The organism is Saccharopolyspora pogona, from assembly GCF_014697215.1.
Taxonomy (GTDB): domain Bacteria; phylum Actinomycetota; class Actinomycetes; order Mycobacteriales; family Pseudonocardiaceae; genus Saccharopolyspora; species Saccharopolyspora hattusasensis.
On record NZ_CP031142.1, the window covers coordinates 4,480,153 to 4,505,675 of the forward strand.

The 25,523-nt window shown below is 68.5% G+C and carries 18 protein-coding genes, 2 tRNA genes and 1 pseudogene; 10 read left to right on the forward strand and 11 right to left on the reverse strand.

What is annotated here, in order from left to right; all coding sequences use genetic code 11:
• Positions 1-321: 321 nt before the first annotated feature.
• The 5 genes and pseudogenes from DL519_RS20405 (at position 322) to DL519_RS20425 (ending at position 7,287) form a co-directional block, all read left to right on the forward strand.
• Entirely contained in the window at positions 322-2,271 is a 1,950-nt protein-coding gene (locus tag DL519_RS20405; protein WP_190817148.1) for a hydantoinase/oxoprolinase family protein, read from the forward strand.
• Positions 2,268-3,827, forward strand: coding sequence for a hydantoinase B/oxoprolinase family protein (locus DL519_RS20410; protein WP_190817150.1), 1,560 nt, complete (start codon positions 2,268-2,270; stop codon positions 3,825-3,827). Before DL519_RS20405 ends, DL519_RS20410 begins: the two co-directional genes overlap by 4 nt.
• 741 nt (positions 3,828-4,568) lie before the next feature.
• Positions 4,569-5,903, forward strand: a complete 1,335-nt coding sequence (locus tag DL519_RS20415; protein ID WP_190812371.1) for an ISAs1 family transposase — start codon at positions 4,569-4,571, stop codon at positions 5,901-5,903.
• Between the two features lie 147 nt (positions 5,904-6,050).
• Positions 6,051-6,595 (forward strand): annotated as a pseudogene (locus DL519_RS20420) (transposase family protein).
• Between the two features lie 116 nt (positions 6,596-6,711).
• On the forward strand, positions 6,712-7,287 hold the full coding sequence (locus tag DL519_RS20425) for a hypothetical protein (RefSeq protein WP_190817152.1): 576 nt from the start codon (positions 6,712-6,714) through the stop codon (positions 7,285-7,287).
• 319 nt (positions 7,288-7,606) lie between these two features.
• Here the strand turns inward: DL519_RS20425 and DL519_RS20430 are convergent, their stop codons facing one another.
• The gene (locus DL519_RS20430) at positions 7,607-8,014 is read right to left on the reverse strand and encodes a hypothetical protein (protein ID WP_223839319.1); all 408 of its coding nucleotides are present in this window, start codon (positions 8,012-8,014) and stop codon (positions 7,607-7,609) included.
• 83 nt (positions 8,015-8,097) lie between these two features.
• Complete coding sequence (locus tag DL519_RS20435; protein ID WP_190817154.1) at positions 8,098-8,922, reverse strand: hypothetical protein; 825 nt, start codon at positions 8,920-8,922, stop codon at positions 8,098-8,100.
• A 347-nt stretch (positions 8,923-9,269) separates the two neighbouring features.
• Between DL519_RS20435 and DL519_RS20440 the strand changes: the two genes are divergently transcribed.
• The 4 genes from DL519_RS20440 (at position 9,270) to DL519_RS20455 (ending at position 13,017) form a co-directional block, all read left to right on the forward strand.
• Positions 9,270-9,341: transfer RNA gene (locus DL519_RS20440), tRNA-Pro, on the forward strand.
• A gap of 23 nt (positions 9,342-9,364) precedes the next feature.
• Positions 9,365-9,436 (forward strand) — tRNA-Gly (locus DL519_RS20445).
• 32 nt (positions 9,437-9,468) lie between these two features.
• Positions 9,469-11,808, forward strand: coding sequence for a hypothetical protein (locus DL519_RS20450; RefSeq protein WP_190817156.1), 2,340 nt, complete (start codon positions 9,469-9,471; stop codon positions 11,806-11,808).
• Positions 11,809-12,039: 231 nt separating this feature from the next.
• Positions 12,040-13,017, forward strand: coding sequence for an LLM class flavin-dependent oxidoreductase (locus DL519_RS20455; protein ID WP_190817158.1), 978 nt, complete (start codon positions 12,040-12,042; stop codon positions 13,015-13,017).
• 54 nt (positions 13,018-13,071) lie between these two features.
• On the opposite strand, the gene DL519_RS20460 is transcribed toward DL519_RS20455, so the two are convergent.
• From DL519_RS20460 to ehuB, 5 genes are all read right to left on the reverse strand, one after another.
• Entirely contained in the window at positions 13,072-15,069 is a 1,998-nt protein-coding gene (locus tag DL519_RS20460; RefSeq protein WP_190817160.1) for an APC family permease, read from the reverse strand.
• A 1,912-nt stretch (positions 15,070-16,981) separates the two neighbouring features.
• Entirely contained in the window at positions 16,982-17,740 is a 759-nt protein-coding gene (gene ehuA, locus DL519_RS20465) for an ectoine/hydroxyectoine ABC transporter ATP-binding protein EhuA (RefSeq protein WP_190824102.1), read from the reverse strand.
• A 13-nt stretch (positions 17,741-17,753) separates the two neighbouring features.
• A complete protein-coding gene (ehuD, locus tag DL519_RS20470; RefSeq protein ID WP_190817162.1) occupies positions 17,754-18,410 on the reverse strand; it encodes an ectoine/hydroxyectoine ABC transporter permease subunit EhuD in 657 nt (218 codons plus the stop codon).
• Positions 18,407-19,099 (reverse strand): ectoine/hydroxyectoine ABC transporter permease subunit EhuC, encoded by a 693-nt coding sequence (ehuC, locus tag DL519_RS20475; RefSeq protein WP_190817164.1) that lies wholly within the window; start codon positions 19,097-19,099, stop codon positions 18,407-18,409. The genes ehuD and ehuC overlap by 4 nt, the downstream gene beginning before the upstream one ends.
• Before the next feature lie 18 nt (positions 19,100-19,117).
• Positions 19,118-20,002 (reverse strand): ectoine/hydroxyectoine ABC transporter substrate-binding protein EhuB, encoded by an 885-nt coding sequence (gene ehuB, locus DL519_RS20480; RefSeq protein WP_190817166.1) that lies wholly within the window; start codon positions 20,000-20,002, stop codon positions 19,118-19,120.
• Positions 20,003-20,361: 359 nt separating this feature from the next.
• Here ehuB and DL519_RS20485 point away from each other — a divergent pair, with 359 nt between their 5' ends.
• Complete coding sequence (locus DL519_RS20485) at positions 20,362-21,081, forward strand: hypothetical protein (RefSeq protein ID WP_190817168.1); 720 nt, start codon at positions 20,362-20,364, stop codon at positions 21,079-21,081.
• A gap of 405 nt (positions 21,082-21,486) precedes the next feature.
• On the opposite strand, the gene DL519_RS20490 is transcribed toward DL519_RS20485, so the two are convergent.
• From DL519_RS20490 to DL519_RS20505, 4 genes are all read right to left on the reverse strand, one after another.
• Positions 21,487-21,633, reverse strand: a complete 147-nt coding sequence (locus DL519_RS20490; protein ID WP_190817170.1) for a hypothetical protein — start codon at positions 21,631-21,633, stop codon at positions 21,487-21,489.
• A gap of 90 nt (positions 21,634-21,723) precedes the next feature.
• Positions 21,724-21,909, reverse strand: coding sequence for a hypothetical protein (locus DL519_RS20495; protein WP_190817172.1), 186 nt, complete (start codon positions 21,907-21,909; stop codon positions 21,724-21,726).
• A 103-nt stretch (positions 21,910-22,012) separates the two neighbouring features.
• A complete protein-coding gene (locus DL519_RS20500) occupies positions 22,013-23,104 on the reverse strand; it encodes an acetate/propionate family kinase (RefSeq protein ID WP_190817174.1) in 1,092 nt (363 codons plus the stop codon).
• The gene (locus DL519_RS20505) at positions 23,101-25,521 is read right to left on the reverse strand and encodes a phosphoketolase family protein (RefSeq protein ID WP_190817176.1); all 2,421 of its coding nucleotides are present in this window, start codon (positions 25,519-25,521) and stop codon (positions 23,101-23,103) included. Before DL519_RS20505 ends, DL519_RS20500 begins: the two co-directional genes overlap by 4 nt.
• Between the last annotated feature and the right edge of the window lie 2 nt (positions 25,522-25,523).

Genomic DNA, 25,523 nt, shown 5'->3' on the forward strand with positions numbered 1-25,523 from the left:
CCGCCAGATCAGTAGACGATCTCAGCCGGGCAGCCGCCCGGCTTCTTGCAGCGGCTGGTGTTGGGAGTGTGCAGGCTCCGGTTTCCCCTGCGCCTCGTGGCGGCGGGTACGTAAGCGATGAAGAGGCGCTTTGCCATTTTGCCCCCGTTCGACCCCGGGGAGCGCGAGAATCGTTCCTCGGTTTCCGGTACTGATCCAAGGTGCCGCTGAACTGCTGGCCGGAGATAGGGGCTAAGTACTCTCGTCGCCCGGTCCGGCAGCGCCCGCAGCGAAGCTGCCCGACCGGTGACCATGCGGGATGATTGACCGCAGGTGACTGTGATGTCTGGACAGGCCGGGCCGTGTGCAGGAGTGGACGTCGGAGGCACGTTCACCGATGTCGTCATGCACGCCCCCGGTCACCGGCCGAAGGCCGTGAAGGTGCCCACCACTCCGGCGAACCAGGCCGAAGGGGTCCAGCGCGGCGTCGCCGAGAGCCTGCCCGGCGGCGTGCTGCGGCTGCTCCCGCACGGCAGCACCACCGCCACCAACGCCTTGCTGGAGCGCAAGATCGCGCGTACCGCCTTCGTTACCACCGACGGCTTCACCGACGTCCTGGAGATCGCCCGGCAGAACCGCCCCGCCCTCTACGACCTGTCCGCGACCAAGCCCGAACCGCTGGTGCCGCACGAGCGGGTGGTCACCGTCGCGGAGCGGATGAGCCCGCGGGGCGAGGCGATCGTCGAGCTCACCGACGCCGAGATCGAGCGGGTGGTGGACGCGGTCGCCCGCCTCGAACCCGAGTCGATCGCGGTGAGCCTGCTGTTCTCCTACGTCCGCGACGACCACGAGCGGCGGCTGTGCTCGGCGCTGGCCGACCTCGGCGTGCCGATCACCCGGTCCGGAGCGCTGCTGCCGGAGTTCCGCGAGTTCGAGCGCGCGTCCACCTGCGTGCTCAACGCGGCCATCGAGCCGGTGATGCGCCGCTACCTGTCCAATCTGACCACCCGCCTGCCCGATCCGACGATCACGGTGATGACCTCCAGCGGCGGCACCGCCGGGGTGGACTTCGCCGCGACGGCCCCGGTGCACACGCTGCTCTCCGGCCCGGCCGCCGGCGTGGTGGCCGCCGGGGCGGTCGCGCGCTCGGCCGGGTTCGACGACGCCATCGCCTTCGACATGGGCGGCACGTCCACCGACGTGTGCCTGATCCGCGAGGGCCGCCCGGACGTGTCGACGTCGTCGGAGATCGCCGGACTGCCGTTCCGGACCCCGGCCGTCGGCATCCACACCGTGGGGGCCGGTGGCGGGTCGATCGCCTGGGTGGACATCGGCGGCGCGCTGCGGGTCGGCCCGCATTCCGCCGGTGCCGACCCGGGTCCTGCCTGCTACGGCCTCGGCGGCGAGGAGCCCACGGTGACTGATGCGCACTGCGCGCTGGGGCATCTCGACCCGGCTCGCGAGCTCGGCGGCCTGCGGCTGGACGTCGATGCAGCGCACCGGGCGCTGGATGCGCTGCCGGAATCGGCCGCCGGGGTGCTGTCGGTCGTCCGGGCGACGATGGCACGGGCGTTGCGCAAGGTCAGCACCGAGCGCGGCATCGATCCGGCGGGGCTGGCCCTGGTCGCCTATGGTGGCGCGGGCCCGCTGCACGCGACGGCACTGGCCCGGGAGCTCGGCTGCCCCGCCGTGGTGGTGCCGCCCGCGCCCGGCGTGCTCAGCGCGCTCGGCCTGCTGCTGGCTCCGCCGCGTTTCGAGGCGTCGCGCACCGTGCTGGTGGATGCCCGCGAAGACCTGTCGCAAGCGTGGTCGGAGCTGTCCACCGAAGCGCGCCGGGAGCTGGAGAAGCAAGGCGTGACAACGGAGATCTCGCTGTCCAAGGTGGCCGACATGCGCTATGCGGGACAGTCGCACGAGCTGCGGGTCGACGTCACCGAGCAAGCGGAGCTCAGCGAGCTGCTGCACACCGCGCACCGCGAGTCGTACGGGTACGAAATGCGGGACGAACGGGTCGAGGTGGTCACGCTGCGGGTCATCGCGCAGGGCGAGCCGGTTCTCGCGGACCCGCCGCAGGACTGGGACCAGGGCGAGCCGGAGCGCAAACCGGACCGCGAGATCGGCATCGGCGACCGGGCGGTGCGGGCGCGGATCGTGTCCCGGGCCGAGCTGCGGCCGGGCGACGAGGTCGCCGGACCGGCGCTGATCGAGCAGCCCGACACCACGACGCTGCTCACCGACGAGGAACTGGCCACAGTGGACCGATCGGGGAACTTGGTGGTGCGGCTGACATGACCGAGCTGACCGCCGTCGAGCTGGAGGTGTTCCGTCACGCCCTGGCCGGCATCGCCGATGAGATGGGCGTGGCGCTGCGCCGCGCGGCCTACTCCCCCAACATCAAGGAACGCGCCGACTGCTCGGCCGCGGTGTTCGACGCCGACGGCGAGATGGTCGCGCAGGCCGAGCACATCCCGGTGCACCTGGGCGCGATGCCGGCCAGCGTCCGCGCCGTCCTGGACACCTGCGGGCAGCTCGAACCGGGCCAGCAGGTCTGCGTGAACGACCCCTACCTGGGCGGCACCCACCTGCCGGACCTGACGATCGTCGCCGCCGTCGGATACGACGACCAGTTGCTCGGGTACGTGGCCAACCGCGCCCACCACGCCGACGTCGGCGGCGCCGCGCCGGGCTCGATGCCGGCGTCCGCCACCGAGATCGCGATGGAAGGAGTCCGCATCCCGCCGATCCGCATCGCCGACGCCGACGGCGAACGGGAGGACGTCGTCCGGTTGATCGCGGCGAACTCGCGAACCCCCGAGGAACGCCGCGGCGACCTGCGCGCCCAGTTCGCGGCGAACCACGTCGGCGTGGTGCGGATGCGCGAGCTCGCCGAGCGGATGGGAGCGCAGCGGCTGCGCGAGGCGATGGCGGCGGTGTGCGACTACTCCGACCGCCGGGTGCGCGCGGCGATCCGCGACATCCCCGACGGGTGCTACCGCAACGAGGACTTGCTGGAGATCGGCGACGGGGTCCCGATCCGGGCGGCGGTGACGGTGTCCGGCGACGAGGTGGTGGTGGACTTCGACGGCACCGCCGAGCAGATTCCGGTGAACTGCAACGCGGTGTTCGCGGTGACGCTGTCGGCGTCGATGTTCGTGCTCCGGATGCTCACCGACCCCGACGCCCCGCCCAACGCCGGCTGTTACCGGGCGCTGCGCGTCGAAGCGCCGGAGGGCACGGTGGTCAACCCGACGTTCCCGGCCCCGACTGCGGCGGGCAACGTGGAGACCAGCCAGCGCATCGTGGACGTGCTCCTCGGCGCGTTCGCCAAGGCGATCCCCGACCGGGTCCCGGCGGCGGGCCAGGGCACCATGAACAACCTGCTCATCGGCGGCAGCGACCCGGCGTTCAGCTACTACGAGACGCTCGGCGGCGGTGAGGGCGGCACCCCCGCGCGCCCGGGCATGTCCGGGGTGCACACGGGCATGACCAACACCCAGAATACCCCGGCGGAGGCGGTGGAGCTGGACTACCCGCTGCGGGTGTGGCGCTACGAGCTCCGCCCGTCCTCCGGCGGCGCGGGTCGGCATCCCGGCGGTGACGGCCTGGTGCGGGAGATCGAAGCGCTCGCCGACTGCACGCTCACCATCCAGTCGGAACGCCGCGAGCACGCCCCGCCGGGAGCCCGGGGCGGCGAGCCGGGCGAGGTGGGCCGCAACGTCCTCATCCGGGCGGACGGCACCGAGGAGCGGCTGCCCGCCAAGGGCACCTGGACGCTGCGCCGAGGCGACCGGGTCCGCATCGAGACCCCGGGTGGCGGCGGCTGGGGAGCTCCCGGCGACGGCCGCTGAGCGCTACCCTGGGGGTGTCGACCGGGCGCCCCGCGCTGGCACGTGGAGCTTCCGAACTTCCCGGTCCGGCGGAGCCTCCGACCCCAGCGGCCGGAGGCTTCCACATCCCGGACGGCCCCGCGCTGTCAGCGGTTGACGACACAGTGTGACCATGCCTGCAAACGTGGGAGACATCGCCGCTGGGATCCGTACTGCCATCGAACGGCTACCCCACGACTCCCGTGACGTTGGCTGGCGAGTACGTGGCTGAAGCAGCTACTCACCTCTATCGCCTGGCAGCGGAAAGCAACGCACCGGAGCTTCCCGAGGTAGTTGAAAAACTGGGCACCTCCCGCGAATCCCTTTATCACGCACTACAATTCTGTGCTCGCAATTCGCGAGCTCCTTGAGCACTACCTCGGAGCCGTAGGAGCGCCCCCAGGGACACCTGGCCCGCAGAAGAAGCCCGAATTCCCCGCCAACGTTCCGGCGAGCGGGGTCAAAACCTCCACGGCGATCACTACCCTCCAGAAGTAGCAAGCACGGCGACGCGTCTTCCGGAACGTGTGAGCCCCGGCGCTGGCGAGCGCACAGTAGGGGTGCCGCGAATCAGCGGGCGTGAACTCCCGCCGATCTCGTCCAGCCGGGATGAAACCTGATCACCAGCGGTGCAAAGACGCCTCAAAGAAATCGGTATACGGTCGAAGTTCCTCAATGAGCCTTTCCGGGTAACCAGTCAGGGCTAAGGCAAGATCGCGCTGAGTGATCAACTCGGCTCGTAGGGTTGCCGGCCGGGTTGGCGTGCTGGGCCGGGAAATGGAGGATGGCCTCCTTCTGGGATCATGGAGATTGCGAAATAACCAAACTCCAGAAGAAGGCCATCCGTTGTCATTTTCTCATGGCTCGTCATGGGCGTCGTTTCCGGGTAGCGCCGGCGGTGACGATGCCGATCTGGCGGAACTGATGAAGTTGCTCGGCAAGGTGCCGGATCGCCGTAAGCGGAAGGGCCGCGTGTATAGTTTGGCGTTCCTTCTCGCGGCGTCGTTGATCGCTGTGCTGGCGGGCGCGTCGAATTTCCGGCAGATCGCCGACCAGGTCGCCGATCTGCCGGCGTCGTTACTGCGGAAAATAGGTGGACGATGGTGCTGGTTCCGCGGCTTTTTCCGTGTCCCGGATACGTCCACGATCCGGCGCGCGCTGGAAGATGTCGATGTAGCGAAGCTGGAAGGACTGATCGGGCCGTGGCTGCTGCGTCATGCCCGGCCTATCCCGGGCGGCACGTTGCGGCTGGCTATCGACGGCAAAGTGCTGCGCGGTTCGTGGATCGGGGATCACGAGTCGTTCACGCTGTTCTCCGCGATGATCCACTGCGATGGTGTCACCGTCGCCCAAGTGGCCGTTCCTCCGGGAACCAACGAGATCACCCAGGTCACGGCCCTGCTCGACGGTGTCTCCCGCGGTGTGGACGGCCGTGTGGTGGTCACCATGGACGCCGCGCACACCCAGCGAGAGACCGCCGAATACATTGCCGGCGAACGCGGATTCGACTACGTCATGACAGTAAAGGGAAATCAAGCGGTGCTTAAGGAAAAGGTATTCGACCGCGTTCTTCCGCTCTTGCGGAAAACACCGCATCATGTCGTCGTCGATGACACCCACGGCCGGATACGCCGCTGGACTACCTGGATTACCGACGCCGGCGGAATCGATTTCCCACACGCGCGTTCCGTAGCCTGCGTCAAACGAGAAGAAACAACTTTTTCCGGAGAACTCGTCAGCAAAGAGCGCGCCTGGATCATCACCAGCCAGAACACCACCACAGTCACCGCCGAAGACCTGCACGACCAAGTCCGCGACCACTGGGGAATAGAAAACAAAAGCCATCACGTCCGTGACACGACATACCACGAAGACGCACAACAAATCTATACCGGGACCGGTGCCCATATACTGGCAACATTACGGAATACCGCAATATCGATGCTTCGCATAACTGGACACAACGACATCCGCCGGACAACCGAATGGATCAGCAGGGACCGCACACGAACACTCCCCCTCCTGTCACTCCAAGTTGCAGGGCGCAACACACAGTGATCTTGCCTTTGCCCTGGGTAACCAGTGGTGACGCCGGGTAATGGTAGCTGATGATGCGCCGAAGGTATTGCGGTGCAACACAAACGCGGAACCTCGATATGAAGATGGTCCTTCCACAGATCAACTTCATAGAGGTTCCGCGTTCTGATGAGTGTCACATACACCGCCGCGCTGCCCGTACGCGACCAGACGGTGCTGTTCCTGTCCACCCCGCTCCACGACGAACGCTGCCGCCGCGGCACCCGGACCGGCAGCCGGGCACTGAGCCCGTTCAAGCATGCCGTCCTGATCCTGCGCCGGCTCCGCGACGGCACCCGCGTGGCGCAGTTAGCCGGCGACAACGCGATCGGTAAATCCACGGCCTACGACTACCTTCACGAGGGAATCACCGTCCTGGCCGCCCGCGCGCCGAAGCTGGAATCAGCCCTGTTCGCAGCGAAAATCGCCTGCCACGACCACATCAGCCGATCACCGTCGCGTTCAAGAAACCCCAGGGTGGTCAACTCACCGAGGGCCAGAAGGTCCACAACAAAATTCACAACGGACAACGCGCGATCGGCGAACGCGGAAACCCATTGTTCAAAACCACGTTCAAGGCCCTCCGCAACGTCAGCTTGTGCCCCTGGGCGATCGGGAAGATCGTCGCGGCCGCCCTCGTGCTCCTGCACGTCGACCACGACCGCACAACATGATCACCCAGCGCAACTAACCGTTTACGCAAAAAGGATCATTGACAACACCATGCCGGTGCTGCCACCGTCCTTGATCGCAGCGGTTGCGCCGCATCCGCGAGGGCAGGGAGGCCCGCATGACATCCATCCAAAGCCGTTCCCGTCACCATGGTGCCGTCCTGACGGCCGCCTTGGCTCTGGCGGCCACGGCCGTCGTGGTGAGCCCCGCCCCCGCCCAGGCCGCCCCCGGCGACCTGCTCTGCCCGGACTCCAATGGCTATGCGGTGTTCGAGCCGCCGCTCCAGTCCGGTGTCACCTCGACCGTCACCGCCCATGTCTCCACCAACAACCCCACGCCCTGTCACTCGCCCAACGGCAGCCACCCCGAGCTGGCCTGGTACGACGAGGCGGTGAACGGCACCGCCACGGTGAGCAGCGTCGTCGATGGTGGCGGCATCTGCAACCTGCTGTTCACCATCACCGGCACCGGAAGCCTTACCTGGTCCGACGGCACCACCAGCGACGACGAGATCACCTTCCAGACCGACCCCGCCAAGCCCAAGACCCTGGGCGGCAGCGCCACCATCACCCGCGGCACCCTGCAGGGCGACACCGTCACCATCGCCGAGGGCGTCGTCACCCCCAACGCCGACTGCGCCACCGCGGGACTGTCCCGCCTGGACTTCCATCAGGCCTCCAACACCTTCTCCTGATCGCCCGATGGGGCAGCACCGGGAGCGGAGGCAGGACGGTTCCATGGCCGCCGTCGTCATGCAGTGAGGGCGTATCCTTCCTGGTCACTGGCTGGGTAGCGGCGTTGATGTTTCCGAGCGACTGATCTTTCCAGCAGGCGTCGAGATGACCGTTGACGGTGACGGTACGGAGTTTCAGGACGGCTTCGGGGCCGTCGAGGCCCCAGCGGGCTCCGCTGATGTCGAGGCGGTCGGTTTCCGTTGTGAACTTTGTTGTGGACCTTCTGGCCTTCGCCGGCCAACTGCGCCACGTGGGTGCCGTCGAGGAGCCAGCGCAGGATCAGGACGGCTCGACGAGACTGGTCAGCACGGTCAGGAAGGCGCGGGTGGTGTGGGCGAGAGCGGCACCGTCCTCGCCGGTGGTGCCACGCACAGCGTTGGTGATTCGTCCAAACAGGACAGTAAGGTCTTTGCATCCGCAGTAGCCCACGCTGGTCAGCCAGGCTGCCAGCCGTTTGGGCGAGAGCCAGTCAGCGCGGTCCTGGCAGTCGAAGCGCGCCAGGAAGGCCAGGCCGATCGGGCTGTCCAGCTCGGCGAAGAGCCCGACCGCCGAGGGGAAAGCGCGTTGCGGGTGGGCGACCAGGTCGCGGCGGGCCCGCACGGTGGCCCGCAGCGTGGCGGTGGCCGGGCCATCCGGTTGCCGGGGCCGCAGCCTCGCGCGGTCCGTGCGCAGCGTGCCGGCCAGCACGTAGGCGTCGAATCGGTCGTCCTCGTTACCGGCCGAGCCGTATCGTTCAAGTGCCCTCCATCCGCTTCGCGGATACCGCGTACTCAGCGCTCTCCCGCTTCCGCGCTGCGCAGCCGCTCCGCTAGCGCGTCGCGGTCGTGCTGCGCGCGCTCGCGGCGCTGGCGCGCCGTTTTCGCTTTGCGACGGAGCTCGCGCAGCTCGCCTTCCGCTCGGGCGAGCTCGTCGCGCAGCTCCTCGCAGCGTTGCTCGGCCTCGCGCTCCTCGCGCTCGGCGAGCTCCAGGGAGTCGGCTGCTTCGTCGAGCTGCTCGTCGGTGTGTCGCAGGTGCTCGCGGAGCTCGCGCACCTCGGCGCTGCGCTGTGCCTCGCGCGGCTCCGCCTTGCGCTTTGGCTTGGGGCGGGCGGCGGTGCGGCGGATGGCCGCGACGGCGAGTTCGTCGAGGCCGAACCCGCTGTATTCGAGCGGTTTGACGAGGCTCCCGGCTTGCACCGCGCGCCCGGCTTCGGGGTCGGAGAGGGCGGCCGTCAGGGTTTGCTCGACTTGTTGGCGGGTTGGTTCGGTGAGCCGGTGGCCGTGCTGCCCGGCGAGTTCCGTGGCTCTGCTGGTGAGCTCGCGCAGGAGGCGGGTGCGGTCCGCGGCCAGGGCGCGCAGGTCGTCGCCGCGCAGTTCGCGCTGCGCCGTTCGCAACTTTCCGCCCAGCGCGAGGAACGCGGCCACGCTTCGGGGATCCTGGGTGGCGAGGAGGTTGACCGCCCAGGCCGCCGCGGTGGGTTTGCGCAGCTTCTTGAGCTGGGCTGCGAGGTCTTGGTCGCCGCGTTCGGCGGCCGCCGCCGCGTGCCGGTCGCGGGCCGGGACGAATTCGGCGGGGGCGGCCGTGTACAGCTCGCGGATCAGGTCTTGCAGCTCCACGGGATCAACGTGCCACGTCGGCGCGGTGCGCGCGACGTGAACCGCGTTCTTGGCCCGGTCGCCCGTCGGGGATCCCGGCGTCCGCCTTCGCCGGCGGGCCGAGATTGAACGCTTCGGGTGCGTCCGGGATTGCACGAAGGTGGCCTCACGCCCGGCCGAGTTCTCGGCGCAGGTAACGGCATGATGTGAATTCTCCGCGCAACGATGAACTTCATTCCCGTGGAGGGAAAGCACGGATGCCACCAGACTGTCCACAGTGGCATGGAAGGAGGTTTCGCGTGCCCGAGACCTGCTGTCGAAAATAGGTTTTCGGCGGGATGGCTCGCTTGCTAGCATCTTGGCGTTCTCGTGGAGTAGCTCAGCGGTAGAGCACTCGGCTTGGGACCGGGAGGGCGCGGGTTCGAATCCCGCCTCCATGTCGACGCGGCGGTTTCCGCCGCACCCTGGCGTAGCTCAGCGGTAGAGCACCCGGCTTCCAACCGGGAGGGCGCGAGTTCGAGCCTCGCCGCCAGGCCTCGCAGCAATTCTGGACTGTTGGAGATTTCCATGTCCGATCGGACTTTCCGCTCCACCTCGCCGGCCTACGCGGTCGGCAGGTGGGCCGAGGCCGTGGCCGCGGCAAGGACGGCGGCCGAATCCGGCGACGCCGCAGACCGCGCGCGGGAGAAGGTGCGCCGCTGGGAGGACGTGCTCTCCGGAATGGCCAGCGGCCGACTCGCGATCGGTTCCCGCGTCCCGGTCGCGGACACCCCGGCCTGGGTGACGCTGGAGGTCGCCCACGGTGGCTTCGCGACCGGTCGCTACCTGGCCGAGGTGCCGCTGTCGGAGGACGAAGCGGCGCGGCTGGCCGTGCTGCCAGAACGCGTTCCCGGCGACTCCGACAGGGAACGGCTCAACCGCTGGTACCTCGGCGACGCGGGCCAGGCGGAGTTGCTGAAGGCCTTGCGCGATGGCCACTACCGAGTGGATGTGCCGGAGGAAGCCGCGCTCGCCGTGGCGGCGGTGCTGCTGGACGAGGGCTTTCCCGAGCAGGCTCTGGACCTGGTCGCCGAGCTGCAGCCGATGATGCACCGGCTGCGGTTCACCCCGCGTTTCGAGCCGGTGGCCCGTCCCAGCGGCACGGCCGTGCGGGTGGTTCCGGTGGCCGAGGTGGTCGGCTCGCTGCGGGCGGCGCGGGTGCCGCCGCAGCTGGCCGCGATGCGCGCGACGCTCGGGGTGTGGAACCCGCTCTACGACAGGCTCGTCGCCCTTTGGTGCAGCACCGTGGACGGCGAACTGCCTAGCCTCGACGACGATGGCGAGGTGCGCGGTGGCTGGCCGTGCCGGCGCTGGCCGGGGAACTGGGCGGATCAGCGCACTCGGTGGCTCGCCGACTACGAGCAGGAGTGCGAGGAGCACCGGCCCACCGGCAGACACGCCCACCCGAAGGGCAACTTCGCCCGGCTGCGCGCTGCCCTGCTGGCCTGTCCCGATGGCAGCGACGCGCTTTCCGCACGGGATGTCGGCTGGATCCGCCGCGCGCTGGCCAACAAGGCGACCCGCCACGGCTTGGTCGGGTCCGAACTTCGCGAGGATGTCAGGGCGCAGCAGGCCGTTGCCGCCACGGCACCCACCTACGCAGCACTGGCCGGGGTGCTGGCCGCGCGGCTGGAGCGCTACCCGGGTGAGGGCGGTCTGCCGTCGCTCGACCCGGTCGCCATCGATGTGTCCGAAGAGGACGATCGGACCGATGCGGTTCCGGTGGGCACGCCACTTCCGGCGCACCTGCTGGAGAAGGCGTCCCGAGCATTGGAAGCACCGGTGGACGAACTGGTGCGCCGCGGCGTCATCACTTCTGGTGACGTGCTCGCGCGGGTGCTGCCGCAGCTCACCTCCCGGTTGATCGCGGCCCGGTTCGACGACCCGGTGCCGGCCGGGCTGTACGAGCAGCTCTACACCGCCTTCCGGCGCCGCCGCGGCCTCCTGCTGCTCAACCTGGAGCACCAGGTGCGGTTCGACGACCTCCCCTGGGCCCGAGCGCTCGGTCTCTGCCGGACACCGCGCCGGGACAGCTCACGCCCCGGCTACCTCGCGTTGCAGCAGGCCACGATGCTCGCGCTCACGTCGTTCCCGCAGGCCCTGCTGCCCAACCCGCTGATCCGCGAACTGTGCGCGCTGGCCGGCCAGGCAGGGGTGCGCATGCCACTGGTCGAAGAGGTCGCCGCGGACATCTTCATGGGCACCTTCACCACCAAGTGGCGGGATGCCGCCGCGGTGGCCGGTCGCACCATGTCCGGCACCCCCTACGCGGCGTATTACGACCTGCCGGCGGAATACCGGTGGACGCGGTCGCGGCGGTCGGTCCTCCGATGGGGAAAGGCGACCGCGGACGACTTCGCCGAGCTTTGCGCCGAGCGGGCCGCGGAAGCCGGTCGGTCCGGGAGTTACGTGGCCCGCAACGGTGCCGTGCTAGAGCAGAGCCAGATCCTGACCACGCACAACCTGGCCGTGCTGATCGACCACCTGGACCTGTCCGACCGGCTTCGCGAGCACGCTCCGGAGCTGGCGGCTCGGACGTTCAGCTGGGTGGTGCGTCGGCTCGCCCAGCGCACCGACGACTACCACTCCGCGTTGATCCAGGTGAAGAACGCCGCCTACGCCTGGCGGCAGGGCATCTTCCTGCTCAGCTTCTGCGACCCCGCGGCTCAGCTGTCGCGTGTGCAGCGGTTAAGCGACGAAGTCCAGACGAAGGGCCTCCACGCCCGGTTCGGTCCGGCGGTCGACGGCCTGGCGCACGTGCTGGACGGCGGGCGGTTCGCGGAAGGTGGCACGGTCCCGCACGGCCACGGCCGACGCTTCCTGGGCTGGGCCGCCGGCCAACACTGGTACTTCGCCCACAACAGCTGAAGAACTCCCATGCCTGCACAGCTGTCCAGGCATCGGAACCGGGCTCGGCGTCAGTTGCGGATTCGGGTGTCCCGGGGCGATTTCGCGCGATATCGCCGCACCGCGTAGCGAAATGCTCACCAGCGGCGGCCTGGGCATGGGTTTCGCATCGCGAAACCGGCGGCGGGGTGTGCTTCGCCTCAGCGGTGGCTGGAATCCTGCGGCTCGGTGGGCGTTGACATCGGTGTGACCATGCGTCTTTCCGTGCTGGACCGCTCGCACATCTGGCAGGGGCAGAGCCCGCAGCGAGCCCTGCGGGAGACCGTGCACTTCGCACAAGAGGCCGAGGCCCTCGGTTACCACCGGTTCTGGGTGGCTGAGCACCACAGCGTGCCCGGCGTGGCCGGGGCGGCACCGACCGTGCTCGCCGCCGCCATCGCCGCCGCGACCACCCACATCCGGGTCGGCACCGGCGGCGTCATGCTGCCCAACCACCAGCCGCTGGTGGTGGCCGAGCAGTTCGGCGTGCTCGGGTCGCTGTTCCCGGACCGCATCGACATCGGGCTGGGGCGCTCGGTGGGCTTCACCAGCGGCATCCGGCGCGCACTCGGGCGCGACAAGGACGCCGCCGAAGGGTTCGGCGAGCAGCTCGCCGAACTGCTGGGGTACCTGTCCCGGCAGCCCAGCAGGTTGCCCGGGGTGCACGCTGTCCCGGCCGAAGGATTGCGGCTGCCGGTGTTCCTGCTCGCCGCCGGCTCCGGGGCCGGCACCGCCGCCGAGTTCGGCCTGCCGCTGGTAATCGCGGCGGTCCACGGCGACGACCGGATGATCCGCACCATCGACTCCTACCGCGAGCATTTCCGCCCATCGGAATGGGCGGCGCAGCCGTACGTCGTCATCGCGCGGTCCGTCGCGGTCGCCGACACCGCGGAGCAGGCCCGGCGACTACTCGTCCCGGAGGCCTGGGCGACCGCCTTCTCCCGCACTCGCGGCGAATTCCCGCCGCTGGAACCACCGGAGCAGGTGCTGGCGCGCGAGATGTCCGACCGCGAACGCACCCAGTTCGAACGCGCGCTGGACGGCCACGTGTTCGGCACGGCAGACGAGGTCGCCGTCGCGCTGAAGGACCTCACCGCGCGCACCAGCGCCGACGAGATCCTGGTGACCACCACGGCCTACGACCCCGAGGACCGTCTCGACTCATACCGCCTCCTCGCCGCCCTAGCCTGACGACGCCGTCCAGCAACGCCAAGCGACGACTTCGCGCGAAATCGGTGGCCGGGGTCAGGTGGGTGGGGTGGTGATGCCGCGGCGGGTGTGGCCGGGGATGTGGTGGACGCGGTCGATGTCACGGCGGTGGCTGGAGTCGAGTTGCCACGGCACGCTGACCACCATCACGCCCTGCTCGAAGCGCAGCCGCCAGGTCAGCCGCAGCGAACTCTGGTTGTGCAGCAGGTTCTCCCACCAGTGGCCGACGACGTACTCCGGGATGTACACGCACACCAGGTCGCGCGGGCCTTCGCGGCGGATCCGCTTGATGTAGTCGATGACCGGCCGGGTGATCTCGCGGTAGGGCGACTCCACCACCTTCAGCGCCACGCCGATGCCGTGCCGTTCCCACTCGCAGCGCAGCAGATGCGTTTCCGCGTCGTCTACGTTCACGGTGAGCGCGGTCAGCGTGTCCGGCCGGTTGGCGCGGGCGAACGCCAACGCGCGCAGCGTCGGCTTGTGCAACGTGGACACCAGCACCACCGCGTGCACCCTGCTGGGCAGGGTGATCCCGTCGCGCTCCGGTTCGAGTTCGCGCCGGACGTCGCGGTAGTGCCGGTGGATGGCCCGCATCAGGAAGTACAGCAGCGGGATCGCAATCACCACCAGGTAGGCACCGTGGGTGAACTTCGTGATGAGCACGACGACCAGCACCGTCGCGGTCAGCACCGCGCCGACGGCGTTGACCAGCCGGGACCGGTGGTAGCGCGCCCGGTGTGCGGCGTCGGAGGCGTCGGCGAGCAGGTGGTTCCAGTGCTTCACCATGCCGATCTGGCTCAGCGTGAACGACGTGAACACACCGATGATGTAGAGCTGGATCAGCGCCGTCACGGACCCCGCGAACGCCGCGATGAGCGCGATCGCGACCAACCCGAGCAGCACGATTCCGTTGGAGTGCGCCAGCCGATCGCCGCGGGTGTGCAACTGGCGCGGCAGGTACCGACGCTGCGCGAGCAACGACCCGAGCATCGGGAAGCCGTTGAAGGCGGTGTTCGCGGCCAGCAGCAGGATCAGCGCCGCACCGGCCTGCACGACGAAGAACAGCACGCTGTCCAGCCCGAACACCGCAGCCGCGACCTGCGCGATGACGGTGCGCTGCCCGGTGCTGCGGCAGTCCGCCGGGAAGCCGATCAGGTCGCACGGGTTGTTCGCGATCCGCACACCGGAGATCATCGCCAGCGCGGTCACGCCGCTGAACAGACCGATCGCCAACGCCCCCATGATGATCATGGTGCGGCCGGCGTTGACGTCCTTCGGCCGCCGGAACGCGGGCACCCCGTTGGAGATCGCCTCCACCCCGGTCAACGCCGTGCATCCCGAGGAGAAAGCCCGCAGCAGCAGGAAGATCAGGGCCAGCCCGGTGACGTCGAGCTGCTCGGGCCGGATATCCCAACCGGCGCTCTCCGCGACCGGCGGATGCCCCGCCACGGCCTGCCCGAGGCCGACGACGATGGTCAGGCCCATCGCCGCGACGAACAGGTAGGTCGGCACGGCGAACGTCTGGCCGGACTCTCGAATTCCGCGCAGGTTCATCGCCATCAGCAGCACCACGACGACGACGGCGATCCAAACCCGCTGCGGGTACAACGACGGCACCGCCGAGACCAGGTTGTCGACACCGGCCGCGACCGACACCGCGACCGTCATCACGTAATCGACCATCAACGCGGCGGCCACCACCAGGCTCGGATTGCGGCCGAGGTTGCGCGCCACGACCTCGTAGGACCCGCCGCCGCTGGGATAGGCGTGCACGACCTGCCAGTAAGAAGCAACCACGACGGCGAGCAGCACCACGACCGCCAGCGCCACCCACGGCGTCAGGTGCAGCAGCGCCAGCCCGCCGAGCGACAGGATCAGCAGGATCTCCTGCGTCGCGTAGGTGACGGAGGAGAGCGGGTCGCTGGCGAAGATCGGCAGAGCGAGCCGTTTCGGCAGCAGTGTTTCCCGCAGCCGGTCGCTGCGTACCGGACGCCCCAGCACCAGCCGCTTCAGCACGTGCAACGCCGAAGCCACCCCACCAGGCTAGGAGCAACCGCCGCCAATGCGCTATAGAGCGTGTTCTGGAAGGTGCTGGTGTGTGACGCGAACGGACCGTTTGTGCCGCCTATCGAGGCGAACAGGCCGTTCGCTTACACGGGTTGGTGAGGCAGAACGAGGCCACTCCTGTTGGGCGGCCAGCGGAACCGCCAGGCAGAACACGAGCGGCATTTCAGCCGCGTCGGCGTGCGACGGTGATGACTTCCGGGCTGTCGTCGTCCAACGGGCTGCGATCCCAGTCCCCGAACTGCTCCGCCACCGCCAGGCCCGCGTCGGCCAGGAACGCCGACAACGCCTCCGGATCGAAGGAATCGCCGCGTGCTCCGGCTCTGCCGCGGCCGGTCCCAACCCGGACTGATGTAGGTGTGCGTGGCGGAGACGAGATCGCCTTCCACCGGCATCGCGACCTCGCGCGCGCAGCGCACCACGGAACCCGCCGGATCCCCCACCTCGGGTTCCAGTAATAGCAGCGAAGCTCGGCCGTTCGAAGCACTTCGTCTATACCCTCTTGATGGAGAGTCATACACCACTTCGCGGGTCTGGAGTCCGTGTGACGTCTAAGCGCAGCTAGCGGCACGGATCAGCGATGTGTTGCCGAATTCCTCTCTGATAGATCAAGGGGCGACGCCCGCCGGGGACCCTCACGGGCTTGCGCCTGCGGCTTGGCGGCCGACCGCGCCCGGCGCACCCCGGCGACCGCCTTGGGACGGCGTAGGGGCGTCTCAGGGGTGGCTGTCAAATCCGGCCTCGCCACTCCAGAGGCCGACAGGTCTCGGGCTCGGTCAAGCGGCCCGGCACTCCCAGGCGAAGGACTCTGCCGTGCGACCGTCACGACGCATAACGTAGAGCCCGTACGAGCAGGGGAGCGACACGCTGTGAACGGGACAGTTATTCGCTGGGGGGCAGGACACGAAATTCTAATGCGGATCGAAAGGACGCCCACCGACACCTGGCGAGTCACCTTCCGCGTGCCGGAGCGTCCCGAGGTGACTGTCGCGTACGACACCGAAAAGGAACTGCGCCGCGACCTCGCAGCCTTGCTCGATGGGACTGCGGAACCGCCATTTCACGGGTGGCCCATACCCCACGAAGAGACACGCCAAGACCAAGACCAGTGAGCACCCGCTCGATCAACGTCCGGCTCGACCGCGAACTCCTGAGGCGCTCGCCGCCCCCGGACCCGCCCCCGGCAGGTCGGCGGGAAGAGGACAGAGCCACTCCCTTGTAGGTGATCACCACCCACGCATACAAGTGGCGGAGCAGTCCGGAAAGGATCTGCCCCGCCACTCCTCACGACTTAGCCCGCTTCAGCTCCAGCAAGGCCAGCCCGCCGACGAGGCCCAACAGCTACCGAAGCAACCTTCCGCCGCGCACCCGTAAGCGCGGTTTCCAGAACCTCTAACGCTGCTTCAAGCCGCGCCAGCTCACCGGCAGGCCCACCACGCACGTCCCAAGCGCCCAGCGACGGTGTAGAGCCCCCACAAGCTCTATGACCGCTTCCGCCATCACACCGGCAGCCGTCGCGATCACCGCGCTATCACCTGGCAGGAAATCGCCGTCTTGCAACCGGGCCACTGGCTCACCGCCAGGCCACGCCAGTCCGCCTACAGCCCGTCCAAGGGTTGTCCAAGGGTTGTCCAAGGGTCGGAAACTCTCGGTACACATCGGTCCCCCTCAGCACTATTTGTGCTGGTCAGAGTGCATACTCGAACATTGCCGCAGATCCCGCCAGGTGCCCGATGCCAAGGGCACCTTCAACCGGCATAGTCGACCGGCATAGTCGACAAAAGGTGCCCGTCACTCCTAACCGATCGTGTGATGGGTGAGGGGCACCCTTGAGCGGCACTGAAGAGGTGGCACAGTCGCCCAAGGGTGCCGCTCACCTCGGTCACTTACGTTCGAGGACTGCCTTGAGGAAGCGCTGGGTCCTTTCGTGCTGGGGGTTCTCGAAGATCGTTGAGGGTGGACCCGACTCGATCACTGCCCCGGAGTCGAACATCAGGACTCGGTCCGAGATCTCCTCCGCGAAGCGCATTTCGTGGGTCACCAGCAGCATCGTCATCGCGGTGGTGTGGGCGAGGTCCCGGATGACTGCGAGGACCTCGCCGATGAGCTCAGGATCCAGGGCAGAGGTGACCTCGTCGAAGAGCATCACCTTGGGGCGCATGGCCAAGGCCCTGGCTATCGCCACGCGTTGCTGCTGGCCGCCCGAGAGCTGGCCCGGTTTGTGGCCGAGGTGCTTCTCCAGCCCGACCACCTGCAGCAGGTCGACCGCGCGCTGCTCGGCCTCCTCCCGCGGCATTCCCAGCACCTGGACCGGCGACAAGGTGACGTTGTTCAGGACCGTCATGTGCGGGAACAGGTTGAACTGCTGGAATACCATGCCGATCTTGCGCCGCACCGCTGCCTGCTGCCGGGTGTCCGCCGCGCCCACGTCGCCGCGACAGTCCCAAAGCGGCTCGCCGTCGACCTCGACCAGCCCGCTGTCCGGCTGCTCCAACGTCATGAGCAGCCGCAGGATGGTGGTCTTCCCGGAGCCGCTCGGTCCGATGATGGAGACCTTCTCCCCAGCGGCCACGTCGAGGTCCAGTTCGCACAGCACTTGGTTGTCGCCGAACGACTTCCCCACGCCGGCGAACGAGATCATCGGCGGGACGTCCTCATCGCGGATGCGCAAGGCGCAGCTCCAATCGTTTGATCAGCTTCGCGGCCGGCAGGCTGACCGCCAGAAACAGCAGGCCCGCGATGGTCAGCGGCTCCAGGTAGCGGTAGCTGCTGGACCCGATCGAGGTCGCGTGGCTGAGCAGTTCGAAGACCGTGATGGCGGACAGGATCGCCGAGTCCTTGAACATCTGCACCACGTAGTTGCCCAGCGCCGGGATCACGTCGCGCACCGCCTGCGGCAGCACCACGAAACGCCAGCGTTGCCAGGCGGAAAGGCTCAGCGCCGTCGACGCCTCCCACTGCCCGGCGGGCACGCTTTGGATCCCGGCGCGGTAGACCTCGGCGGTGTAGGCGCTGTAGTTGATGCCGAGCACGATGATGCCGGTGACCAGCGGCGAGAACTGCACCCCGACGTTGGGCAGCACGTAGAAGGCGAAGTACGCCTGAACCAGCAGCGGCGTGCCCCGCACGAACAGGACGAAGAAGCCGAACAGCTTGCCCAGCACCGGAATCCGCGAGTACCGGACGACAGCCACCACGAGCCCGAGCAGCAGCGCGATCACCGTGCCGATGAGCGTGACCTCAACGGTCACCCACAACCCGCCCAAGAGGGACGGGACGATGCTCGCCGCGAAGGACCAGTCCCAGATCATGGACCGACCACCCGCCTCGGGCGGATCACGGGCTGCCGCGGTGCGGGCCGAGCCGGGTCCATCCGGCGCTCGAACCAGGCCGTCGCGATGGACAACAAGTACGCCACTACGAAGTACAGCACCAGGATGGTGCCGAAAACCGCTGCGGTGGCGCCGGTTGTCGCCCGCACCATCTGAGCCCGGAAGGTCAGGTCCGCGACGGTCACCAGCGACACCAGCGAGGTGTTCTTCAGTAGGTCGACGAAGACGTTGCCGAACGGCGGGATCATCGCCGGGATCGCCTGCGGCAGGATGACGAACCGTAGCCGCTGGTACGGGGTCAGGCTCAGCGCGATCGCGCCTTCGCGCTGGCCGCGCGGCAATGCGGTGATCGCACCGCGCACGATCTCCGCACCGTAGGCGCCCTCGTTGAGCCCGAGCGCCAGCACTGCCGCGGCGAACGGCACCAGTTGGACCCCGAAGAACGGCAGGGCGAAGAACAGCCAGAACAGCTGGACCAGCATCGACGTGCCGCGGAAGATCTCGATGAACACCCCGGCCGGCCAGCTCAGCCAGCGTCGCCGCGACATGCGGCACAGGCCCACCGCGAAGGCGACGACCACGGTGATCACGATGCCCACCGCGGTCAGCGCGAGCGTGATCAGCAGGCCGTTGAGCAGCAGCGGTAGGAACGGGAGGATCTGGGACATGCGCTGGGCTCCCCCGGGTCAGCCCGCAACGGCGCAGAGCTGGTCGCGGGTGACGCTCCGGGCCGCGTCCGCCGAGAATCCCCACTTCGAGAGGATCTGATCGAACTCGGGGCTGGCCTTCAGCGCGCGCAGCTGTTCGTCGTAGGCGTTGACCAGGTCCTGGTCGGACTTGCGGAAACCGGCGCCCGAGCCGGTCTGCTGCACGTCCTGGATCGGCGGCGTGATGTCGATCCCGTCGGTCTTCAGCGAGTTCAGCGACAGGGTCGGCAGGAAGAACGCGTCGGCCCGCCCGGCCTGCACCGCCTCGATCCCGCTGCGGCCGTCGGGGATGTTGACCATCTGCGCGGCCGGCACGTTCTGCGTCTTCAGCGCGCCGTCCTCGAAACCGCCTGGCAGCACTCCAACTTTCACCGTCGGATCGGCCTTGACGGATGCCACGCTGGTCAGGTTCTTGGGGTTGCCCGCCGGCACCGCGAACGACTCCGTCGACACGATTTCCGGTTCGGAGTAGAGGATTTGTCCGCACCGCGACTGCTTCATGAACAGCCCGGCGGCGATGATGTCCCACCGGTTCGCGTTGAGCCCCGGGATCATCGACTCATAAGGTGTGACCACGCCCTGGATCTCCGGGATTCCCATCCGCTTCAGCACGGCGGCGACCACGTCGGGTTCCGCCCCAGTGACCGTGCCGTCCGGTTTGATCTGCGTGTACGGCGGTTCGTTGGCGATGGCGATGCGGGCGAAGCCCTGCTTGCGAATCTGGTCCAATGTGGATCCCGCCGACTGGCCGGTGCCGGGTTGGGTGAAGCTGCACCCGGCAAGGAATCCGGCCGCTGGCAGGGCCAGGGCGGCCGTCGCGCCACCGCGGAGCAACTGTCGTCGGGAGATTTCGTTTCTGCGCATCGGCTCACGCCTCCCTCGCATGCATCACCCATTCGAGTGATGCGTTGGGGAGAGACGCTAGGTCGCCCGGTTCAACCTGTCAATGAACGGATTGTTGACAATGCGTTACCTCCGGAATCGGCCGATCAGCGGCACGAAAGATGGCAAGATGCCGGACCACCAGCGCAAACACGCCAAAGGCCAACCGCCGGGCCCTGCGCAGAGCGTCGCCGCGAGCCGTTCCGCTTGGGCCGATCCGGCGAATTCCGCCGACAGCGCGGGATGCGGACATCTGTCCACATTGCCCACTCTTCGCAATGCGAAGCAGTCCGAACGGTCCGGGTACACTGTGATCCCCGGAACGACCAGGAGCGCGCACCATGACCACCGAGCCCTGCTCCCCGGCCGTGCTGCTGGGGCGGCTCCGGGAATGCGACCGAATCCTCCCGAGGCCGGGCACGATCCGCTCCCCCAGCATTCCGACGGTGCCCTGGGACGAGTTCTGCGATCCGGCCGGGCCGTGGCTGGCGCGCTGCGTGGCGGAATGGCAGGAACGCGGCGGCTTTCGGCACCAACGGGCCGGAATCGTGCTGGTGGCCTTCCGGTTCGGCTGGCTCGCCTGCTGCGCCACGGTGCCGGAGTACCACCTCGGCGCGCCGCTCCCCTCGCTGGACGGGCTGCGCGTCGCCGTGACGGCCGAAGGCCGCCTCTCCGGACTCCGCCCGACCGGCGATCAGCTCGATGAGAGCAGCCCGCAGCAGTGGCAGGAACAGCTCGACCGGGTGTTCGAACCGCTGACCCGAGCTCTGCACGCCCTCGGCGGACCGGCCCCGGAAAGCCAGGAATACTGGGGAAATCCGGTCGGCTCCCTCGGCACGGTGCTCTGGCGGCTGCAACGCTCCGGCATGCCTGGCGACGCCATCGCCACGGCCCGCGAGCTCCGCGCGGCCACCGGCCGCGAGCACCTGCTCGACATCGACCCGGAGCGCGACCCGTGGCCCCGCCGGACAACCTGCTGCCAGTGGTGGCGGAACCACGGCAGCGGCTACTGCGAAGAATGCGTCCTCTGGAACTCCCGCGCCCGGTCAAATCGCAGGTGAAGGGCGCCCAACGCGCAATGCCTGGAACTCAAAGCCTGGCAGGTGCGTGTTGCGCCTGGTCACTCGGCCGTGAGTCTTTTGGGCTGCAGGGGGAGACCCGTTTTCGCACCTCAGGTTCCGTCGCGCCGCGACTCGCGCGCCGGGTCCCGGCGCCGGCTCCCCGGGTCCGCCCGGCTGGGGTGCCGCAATTTCAATGGAAATCGACGGGGCGATTTCCATTGAAATTGCGGCAGCCGCGGGACCTGTCCGCTGCTTGATCCACTCGAAGGTGCTATGGCAACCCGAAAGCCTCACGGCCCCGGGCCTGCGCAAACCCCGGCTCGGACACGTGCGATCGGCCTCGATCCCCAGGCATTGCCACTTGCTGGGCAAGCTGTGCCCGTGCGCCGCACCCGAACCGGGCACTCAGCCATCTTCGCGCCGCTGCAGCTCGGCCTCAGCGGCGTCCAGATCCGGTGCGATGGTGGAGATCCGGCGCCGCCCCACCCCGATTTCGGAGTCGGCGTTCGTGGGGCCCCGATCGGTGCCAGCGGCATGCTGACGCCGTTCCAACTCCTATCCACGATGCGCTCCATCCAGCGCGTCGTGGTACACGAAGATCACGTCAGCGGAACTGGGCTGCCCACCACGCAGAAGCGCCTCTTACAACTCGGGCTCCGGTATGAACGGTAAGCCGAGCTTCTGCTCCTCCAGGTCCGGCGAGCGAACCGAGAACACGACTTCCCCGGCCAGCACCACATCCGGCCGGACGGATCCCGAATCGACCACGTGCACCCCGAGCTCCGCGAGCCGTTCTTGCACGGCTTCCCGGGAAACAGGAGCCTCCATCTGCCCCAGAACGGCCTTCTCCCCCCGGAATGTCCTTGATCGACAACGTAGAGGTAGCTCCCGGCAACCCCGCGTCGGCTCACCGATCAGGTGAGGTGCGATGTCACGTGGCCAGTGTTGCCACGGCGCGGGTTTGGCGGGCGATCTCCAAGTCTTCACGGGCCTGCACCACCACCGTGCGCACCGCAGCACCGGGCGTGGAGATGTCGGCGTCCTGCGTCGCCTCCTCGTTCAGCCCCGAATCCACCTTGGTTCCGATAAATTTCAGCGCTTCGCAGACCGCCGACCGCACCGGCGGCTGGTGCTCCCCGATCCCGCCGGTGAACACCAGCAGATCCAACCCGCCGAGCACCGCGATCATCGACCCGGCGTGCCGAACCAGGCTGTGCAGGTACACGTCTACGGCCACCGTCGCGTCCGCGTCGCCGCTGTCGCGAGCGGCCAGCACATCGCGCAGATCACCGGAAACCCCGGACAGCCCGGCCAGGCCGGAGCGCTGCGCCAACACGTCGAAAAGATCTTGCGGCGCAACGCCTTTCGTGTTCAGCAGCCAGCCGAGCAGGCCCGGATCCACGGTGCCGCTGCGGGTGTTCATGACCAGGCCTTCCTCCGGCGTAAAACCCATCGTCGTGTCCACGCACCGGCCGTCACGCACCGCCGCCATCGACGCACCGGCACCGAGGTGGCAGCACAGCACCCGCCCCTGCCGCGGCGGCAAACCCGCCAGCTCCGCGCCGCGGACCACCGCATGGGAATGCGACAAGCCGTGGAACCCGTAACGGCGCAACCCCCACTTGCGGTTCCATTCCCGGGGCAGCGCGTAGGTGGCCGCAGCCGTCGAAAGCCCAGCGTGGAACGCGGTGTCCACACACACCACCGACGGCGTGTCCGGCTCAGCGGTGCGCGCCGCGCGCAGCCCGGCGATCGCGCGCGGCTGGTGCAGCGGGGCGAGCTCGGTCAACGACTCCAAATACGACAGCACCCTGTCGTCGACCACGGTCGCCGCGACGATCCGCGTGCCTCCGTGCACCACGCGGTGCCCCACCGCGTCCGCCCCGTGCTCGTCGAGGAACCTGCGGATCGGCTCCGCCCCGCCCTCCCAGCGCTCCAGGGTCTCCTCCGCGACCGCCTCGTCGCCGTCCAGCAACCCGAGCTTGAGGCTGCTGGAGCCCGCGTTCACGGTCAGCACCCTCATCGCGCCGACCAGACCCAGTCCAGGATCTCCGGCATGTCCTCGCCGTGCGTCGACACGTACTGCCGGTGCTCGATCAGCTTGGTCTGCAGCGCTTCTCGCGCGTACGCCGCGCACGAGCCCAGTCGCGGCACCCGGTCGATCACGTCGATCGCCAGGTTGAACCGGTCGATCTGGTTGAGCACGCACATGTCGAACGGCGTGGTCGTGGTGCCCTCCTCCTTGTAGCCGCGGGCGTGGATGTTGTCGTGGTTGTGCCGCCGGTAGGTCAACCGGTGGATCAGCCAGGGATAGCCGTGGTAGTTGAAGATCACCGGCCGGTCGCGGGTGAACAGGCTGTCGAACTCGGCGTCGGACAACCCGTGCGGGTGCTCCCGCTCGTCCTGCAACCGCATCGGGTCCACCACGTTGATCACCCGGATGCGCAGGTCCGGGAAGTGGTCTCGGAGCAGGTCGACGGCCGCCAGCGTCTCCATCGTCGGCACGTCGCCAGCGCAGGCCATCACCACGTCGGGCTCGCCGTCCTGATCGCTGCTTGCCCAGTCCCAGATCCCGATTCCCCTGGTGCAGTGCACGATCGCCGCATCCATGTCCAGGTACTGCGGCGCGGGCTGCTTGCCGGCCACCACCACGTTGATGTAGTTCCGGCTGCGCAGGCAGTGGTCGGCCACCGACAGCAGCGTATTCGCGTCCGGCGGCAGGTACACCCGCACCACCTCGGCCTTCTTGTTCATCACGTGGTCGATGAACCCCGGGTCCTGGTGAGAGAAGCCGTTGTGGTCCTGCCGCCACACGTGCGAGGTCAGCAGGTAGTTCAGCGACGCGATCGGCTGCCGCCAGGCGAGCCGGTCGGTGACCTTCAGCCACTTGGCGTGCTGGTTGACCATCGAGTCCACGATGTGCGCGAACGCCTCGTAGCAGGAGAAGAACCCGTGCCGACCGGTGAGCAGGTAGCCCTCCAGCCAGCCCTGGCAGGTGTGCTCGGAGAGGATCTCCATCACCCGGCCGTCCGGGGCGAGCGAGTCGTCGCCCGGTTCGGTTTCGGCGTCCCAGGTCCGGGACGTGGCGTCGAGGATCGCGTTGAGCCGGTTGGAGTTGTTCTCGTCCGGGGAGAAGACGCGGAAGTTGCGTTCGTCCTCGTTCAGGCGCATCACGTCGCGCAGGAAACCGCCCAGCACCCGGGTGGCCTCGCCGATGGTGGCGCCCGGTTCGTCCACCCGCACCGCGTACTGCCGGAAGTCGGGCATCCGCAGCGTGCGCAGCAGGAGACCGCCGTTGGCGTGCCGGTTGTCGCTCATCCGCCGCTTTCCGGACGGGTTGTGGTCCTTGATCCGCTGCACCGGCGCGCCGTGGGATTCGAACAGCGCGGCCGGTTCGTAGCTGCGCATCCAGGATTCGAGCTGGCGCAGGTGCGCCTGATCGTTGCGCGGGTCGCTGATCGGCACCTGGTGCGACCGCCAGCTGCCCTCGACCTGCTTACCGTCCACAGTGGCTGGTCCAGTCCAGCCCTTCGGGGTGCGCAGCACGATCATCGGCCACCGCGGCCGCAGCATCCGGCCGTCCCGGCGGGCCCGGCGCTGGATCGCGGCGATCTCGTCCAGGCACCGGTCCAACGTCGCGGCGAACAGGTGGTGCATCGGCTCCGGCTCCGAACCGGACACCAGGTACGGCTCGTAGCCGAAGCCGCGCAGCATGCCGAGCAGCTCGTCCTCCGGGATGCGCGCCAGCACCGTCGGATTGGCGATCTTGTAGCCGTTGAGGTGCAGGATCGGCAGCACCGCGCCATCGGTGACCGGGTCCAGGAACTTGTTGGAGTGCCAACTGGTGGCCAGCGGTCCGGTCTCCGCCTCGCCATCACCGACGACGCACGACACGATCAGGTCGGGGTTGTCGAAGGCGGCGCCGAAGGCGTGCGAGAGCGAGTACCCGAGCTCGCCGCCCTCATGGATCGAGCCCGGCGTCTCCGGCGCCACGTGGCTGGGAATCCCGCCGGGGAAGGAGAACTGGGTGACCAGGCGGCGCAGGCCCTCGTAGTCCTGCGCGACGTCCGGGTAGACCTCGCTGTAGGTGCCCTCCAGCCACGCCGCCGCGACCAGGCCGGGGCCGCCGTGCCCCGGCCCGATCACGTACATCATGTCCAGGTCGCGGGCCCGGATCGCCCGGTTGAGGTGGGCGTAGATGAAGTTCAGGCCCGGCGTGGTGCCCCAGTGCCCGAGCAGCCGGGGCTTGATGTGCTCGGGGCGCAGCGGCTCCCTCAGCAGCGGGTTGTCCATCAGGTAGATCTGCCCGACGGACAGGTAGTTGGCGGCCCGCCACCACAGCTGCAGCCCGTCGACCTCCTGCGCGTCCAGGTGTTCGGACACGGCGGGCGTGGTGGTCCAGGTGGCCCCGGTGGTTTCGGTGCTGATCTCACTGCTCATCC

What these genes read in the sequence shown, in the direction of transcription:
- DL519_RS20495 (WP_190817172.1), bottom strand. Translation starts at nt 21,909, where the DNA reads ATGGAGGCTCCTGTTTCCCGGGAAGCCGTGCAAGAACGGCTCGCGGAG.
- ehuC (WP_190817164.1), bottom strand. Translation starts at nt 19,099, where the DNA reads ATGTCCCAGATCCTCCCGTTCCTACCGCTGCTGCTCAACGGCCTGCTG.
- ehuA (WP_190824102.1), bottom strand. Translation starts at nt 17,740, where the DNA reads ATGATCTCGTTCGCCGGCGTGGGGAAGTCGTTCGGCGACAACCAAGTG.
- ehuB (WP_190817166.1), bottom strand. Translation starts at nt 20,002, where the DNA reads ATGCGCAGAAACGAAATCTCCCGACGACAGTTGCTCCGCGGTGGCGCG.
- ehuD (WP_190817162.1), bottom strand. Translation starts at nt 18,410, where the DNA reads ATGATCTGGGACTGGTCCTTCGCGGCGAGCATCGTCCCGTCCCTCTTG.
- DL519_RS20455 (WP_190817158.1), top strand. Translation starts at nt 12,040, where the DNA reads ATGCGTCTTTCCGTGCTGGACCGCTCGCACATCTGGCAGGGGCAGAGC.
- DL519_RS20410 (WP_190817150.1), top strand. Translation starts at nt 2,268, where the DNA reads ATGACCGAGCTGACCGCCGTCGAGCTGGAGGTGTTCCGTCACGCCCTG.
- DL519_RS20405 (WP_190817148.1), top strand. Translation starts at nt 322, where the DNA reads ATGTCTGGACAGGCCGGGCCGTGTGCAGGAGTGGACGTCGGAGGCACG.
- DL519_RS20425 (WP_190817152.1), top strand. Translation starts at nt 6,712, where the DNA reads ATGACATCCATCCAAAGCCGTTCCCGTCACCATGGTGCCGTCCTGACG.
- DL519_RS20485 (WP_190817168.1), top strand. Translation starts at nt 20,362, where the DNA reads ATGACCACCGAGCCCTGCTCCCCGGCCGTGCTGCTGGGGCGGCTCCGG.
- DL519_RS20450 (WP_190817156.1), top strand. Translation starts at nt 9,469, where the DNA reads ATGTCCGATCGGACTTTCCGCTCCACCTCGCCGGCCTACGCGGTCGGC.
- DL519_RS20505 (WP_190817176.1), bottom strand. Translation starts at nt 25,521, where the DNA reads ATGAGCAGTGAGATCAGCACCGAAACCACCGGGGCCACCTGGACCACC.
- DL519_RS20500 (WP_190817174.1), bottom strand. Translation starts at nt 23,104, where the DNA reads ATGAGGGTGCTGACCGTGAACGCGGGCTCCAGCAGCCTCAAGCTCGGG.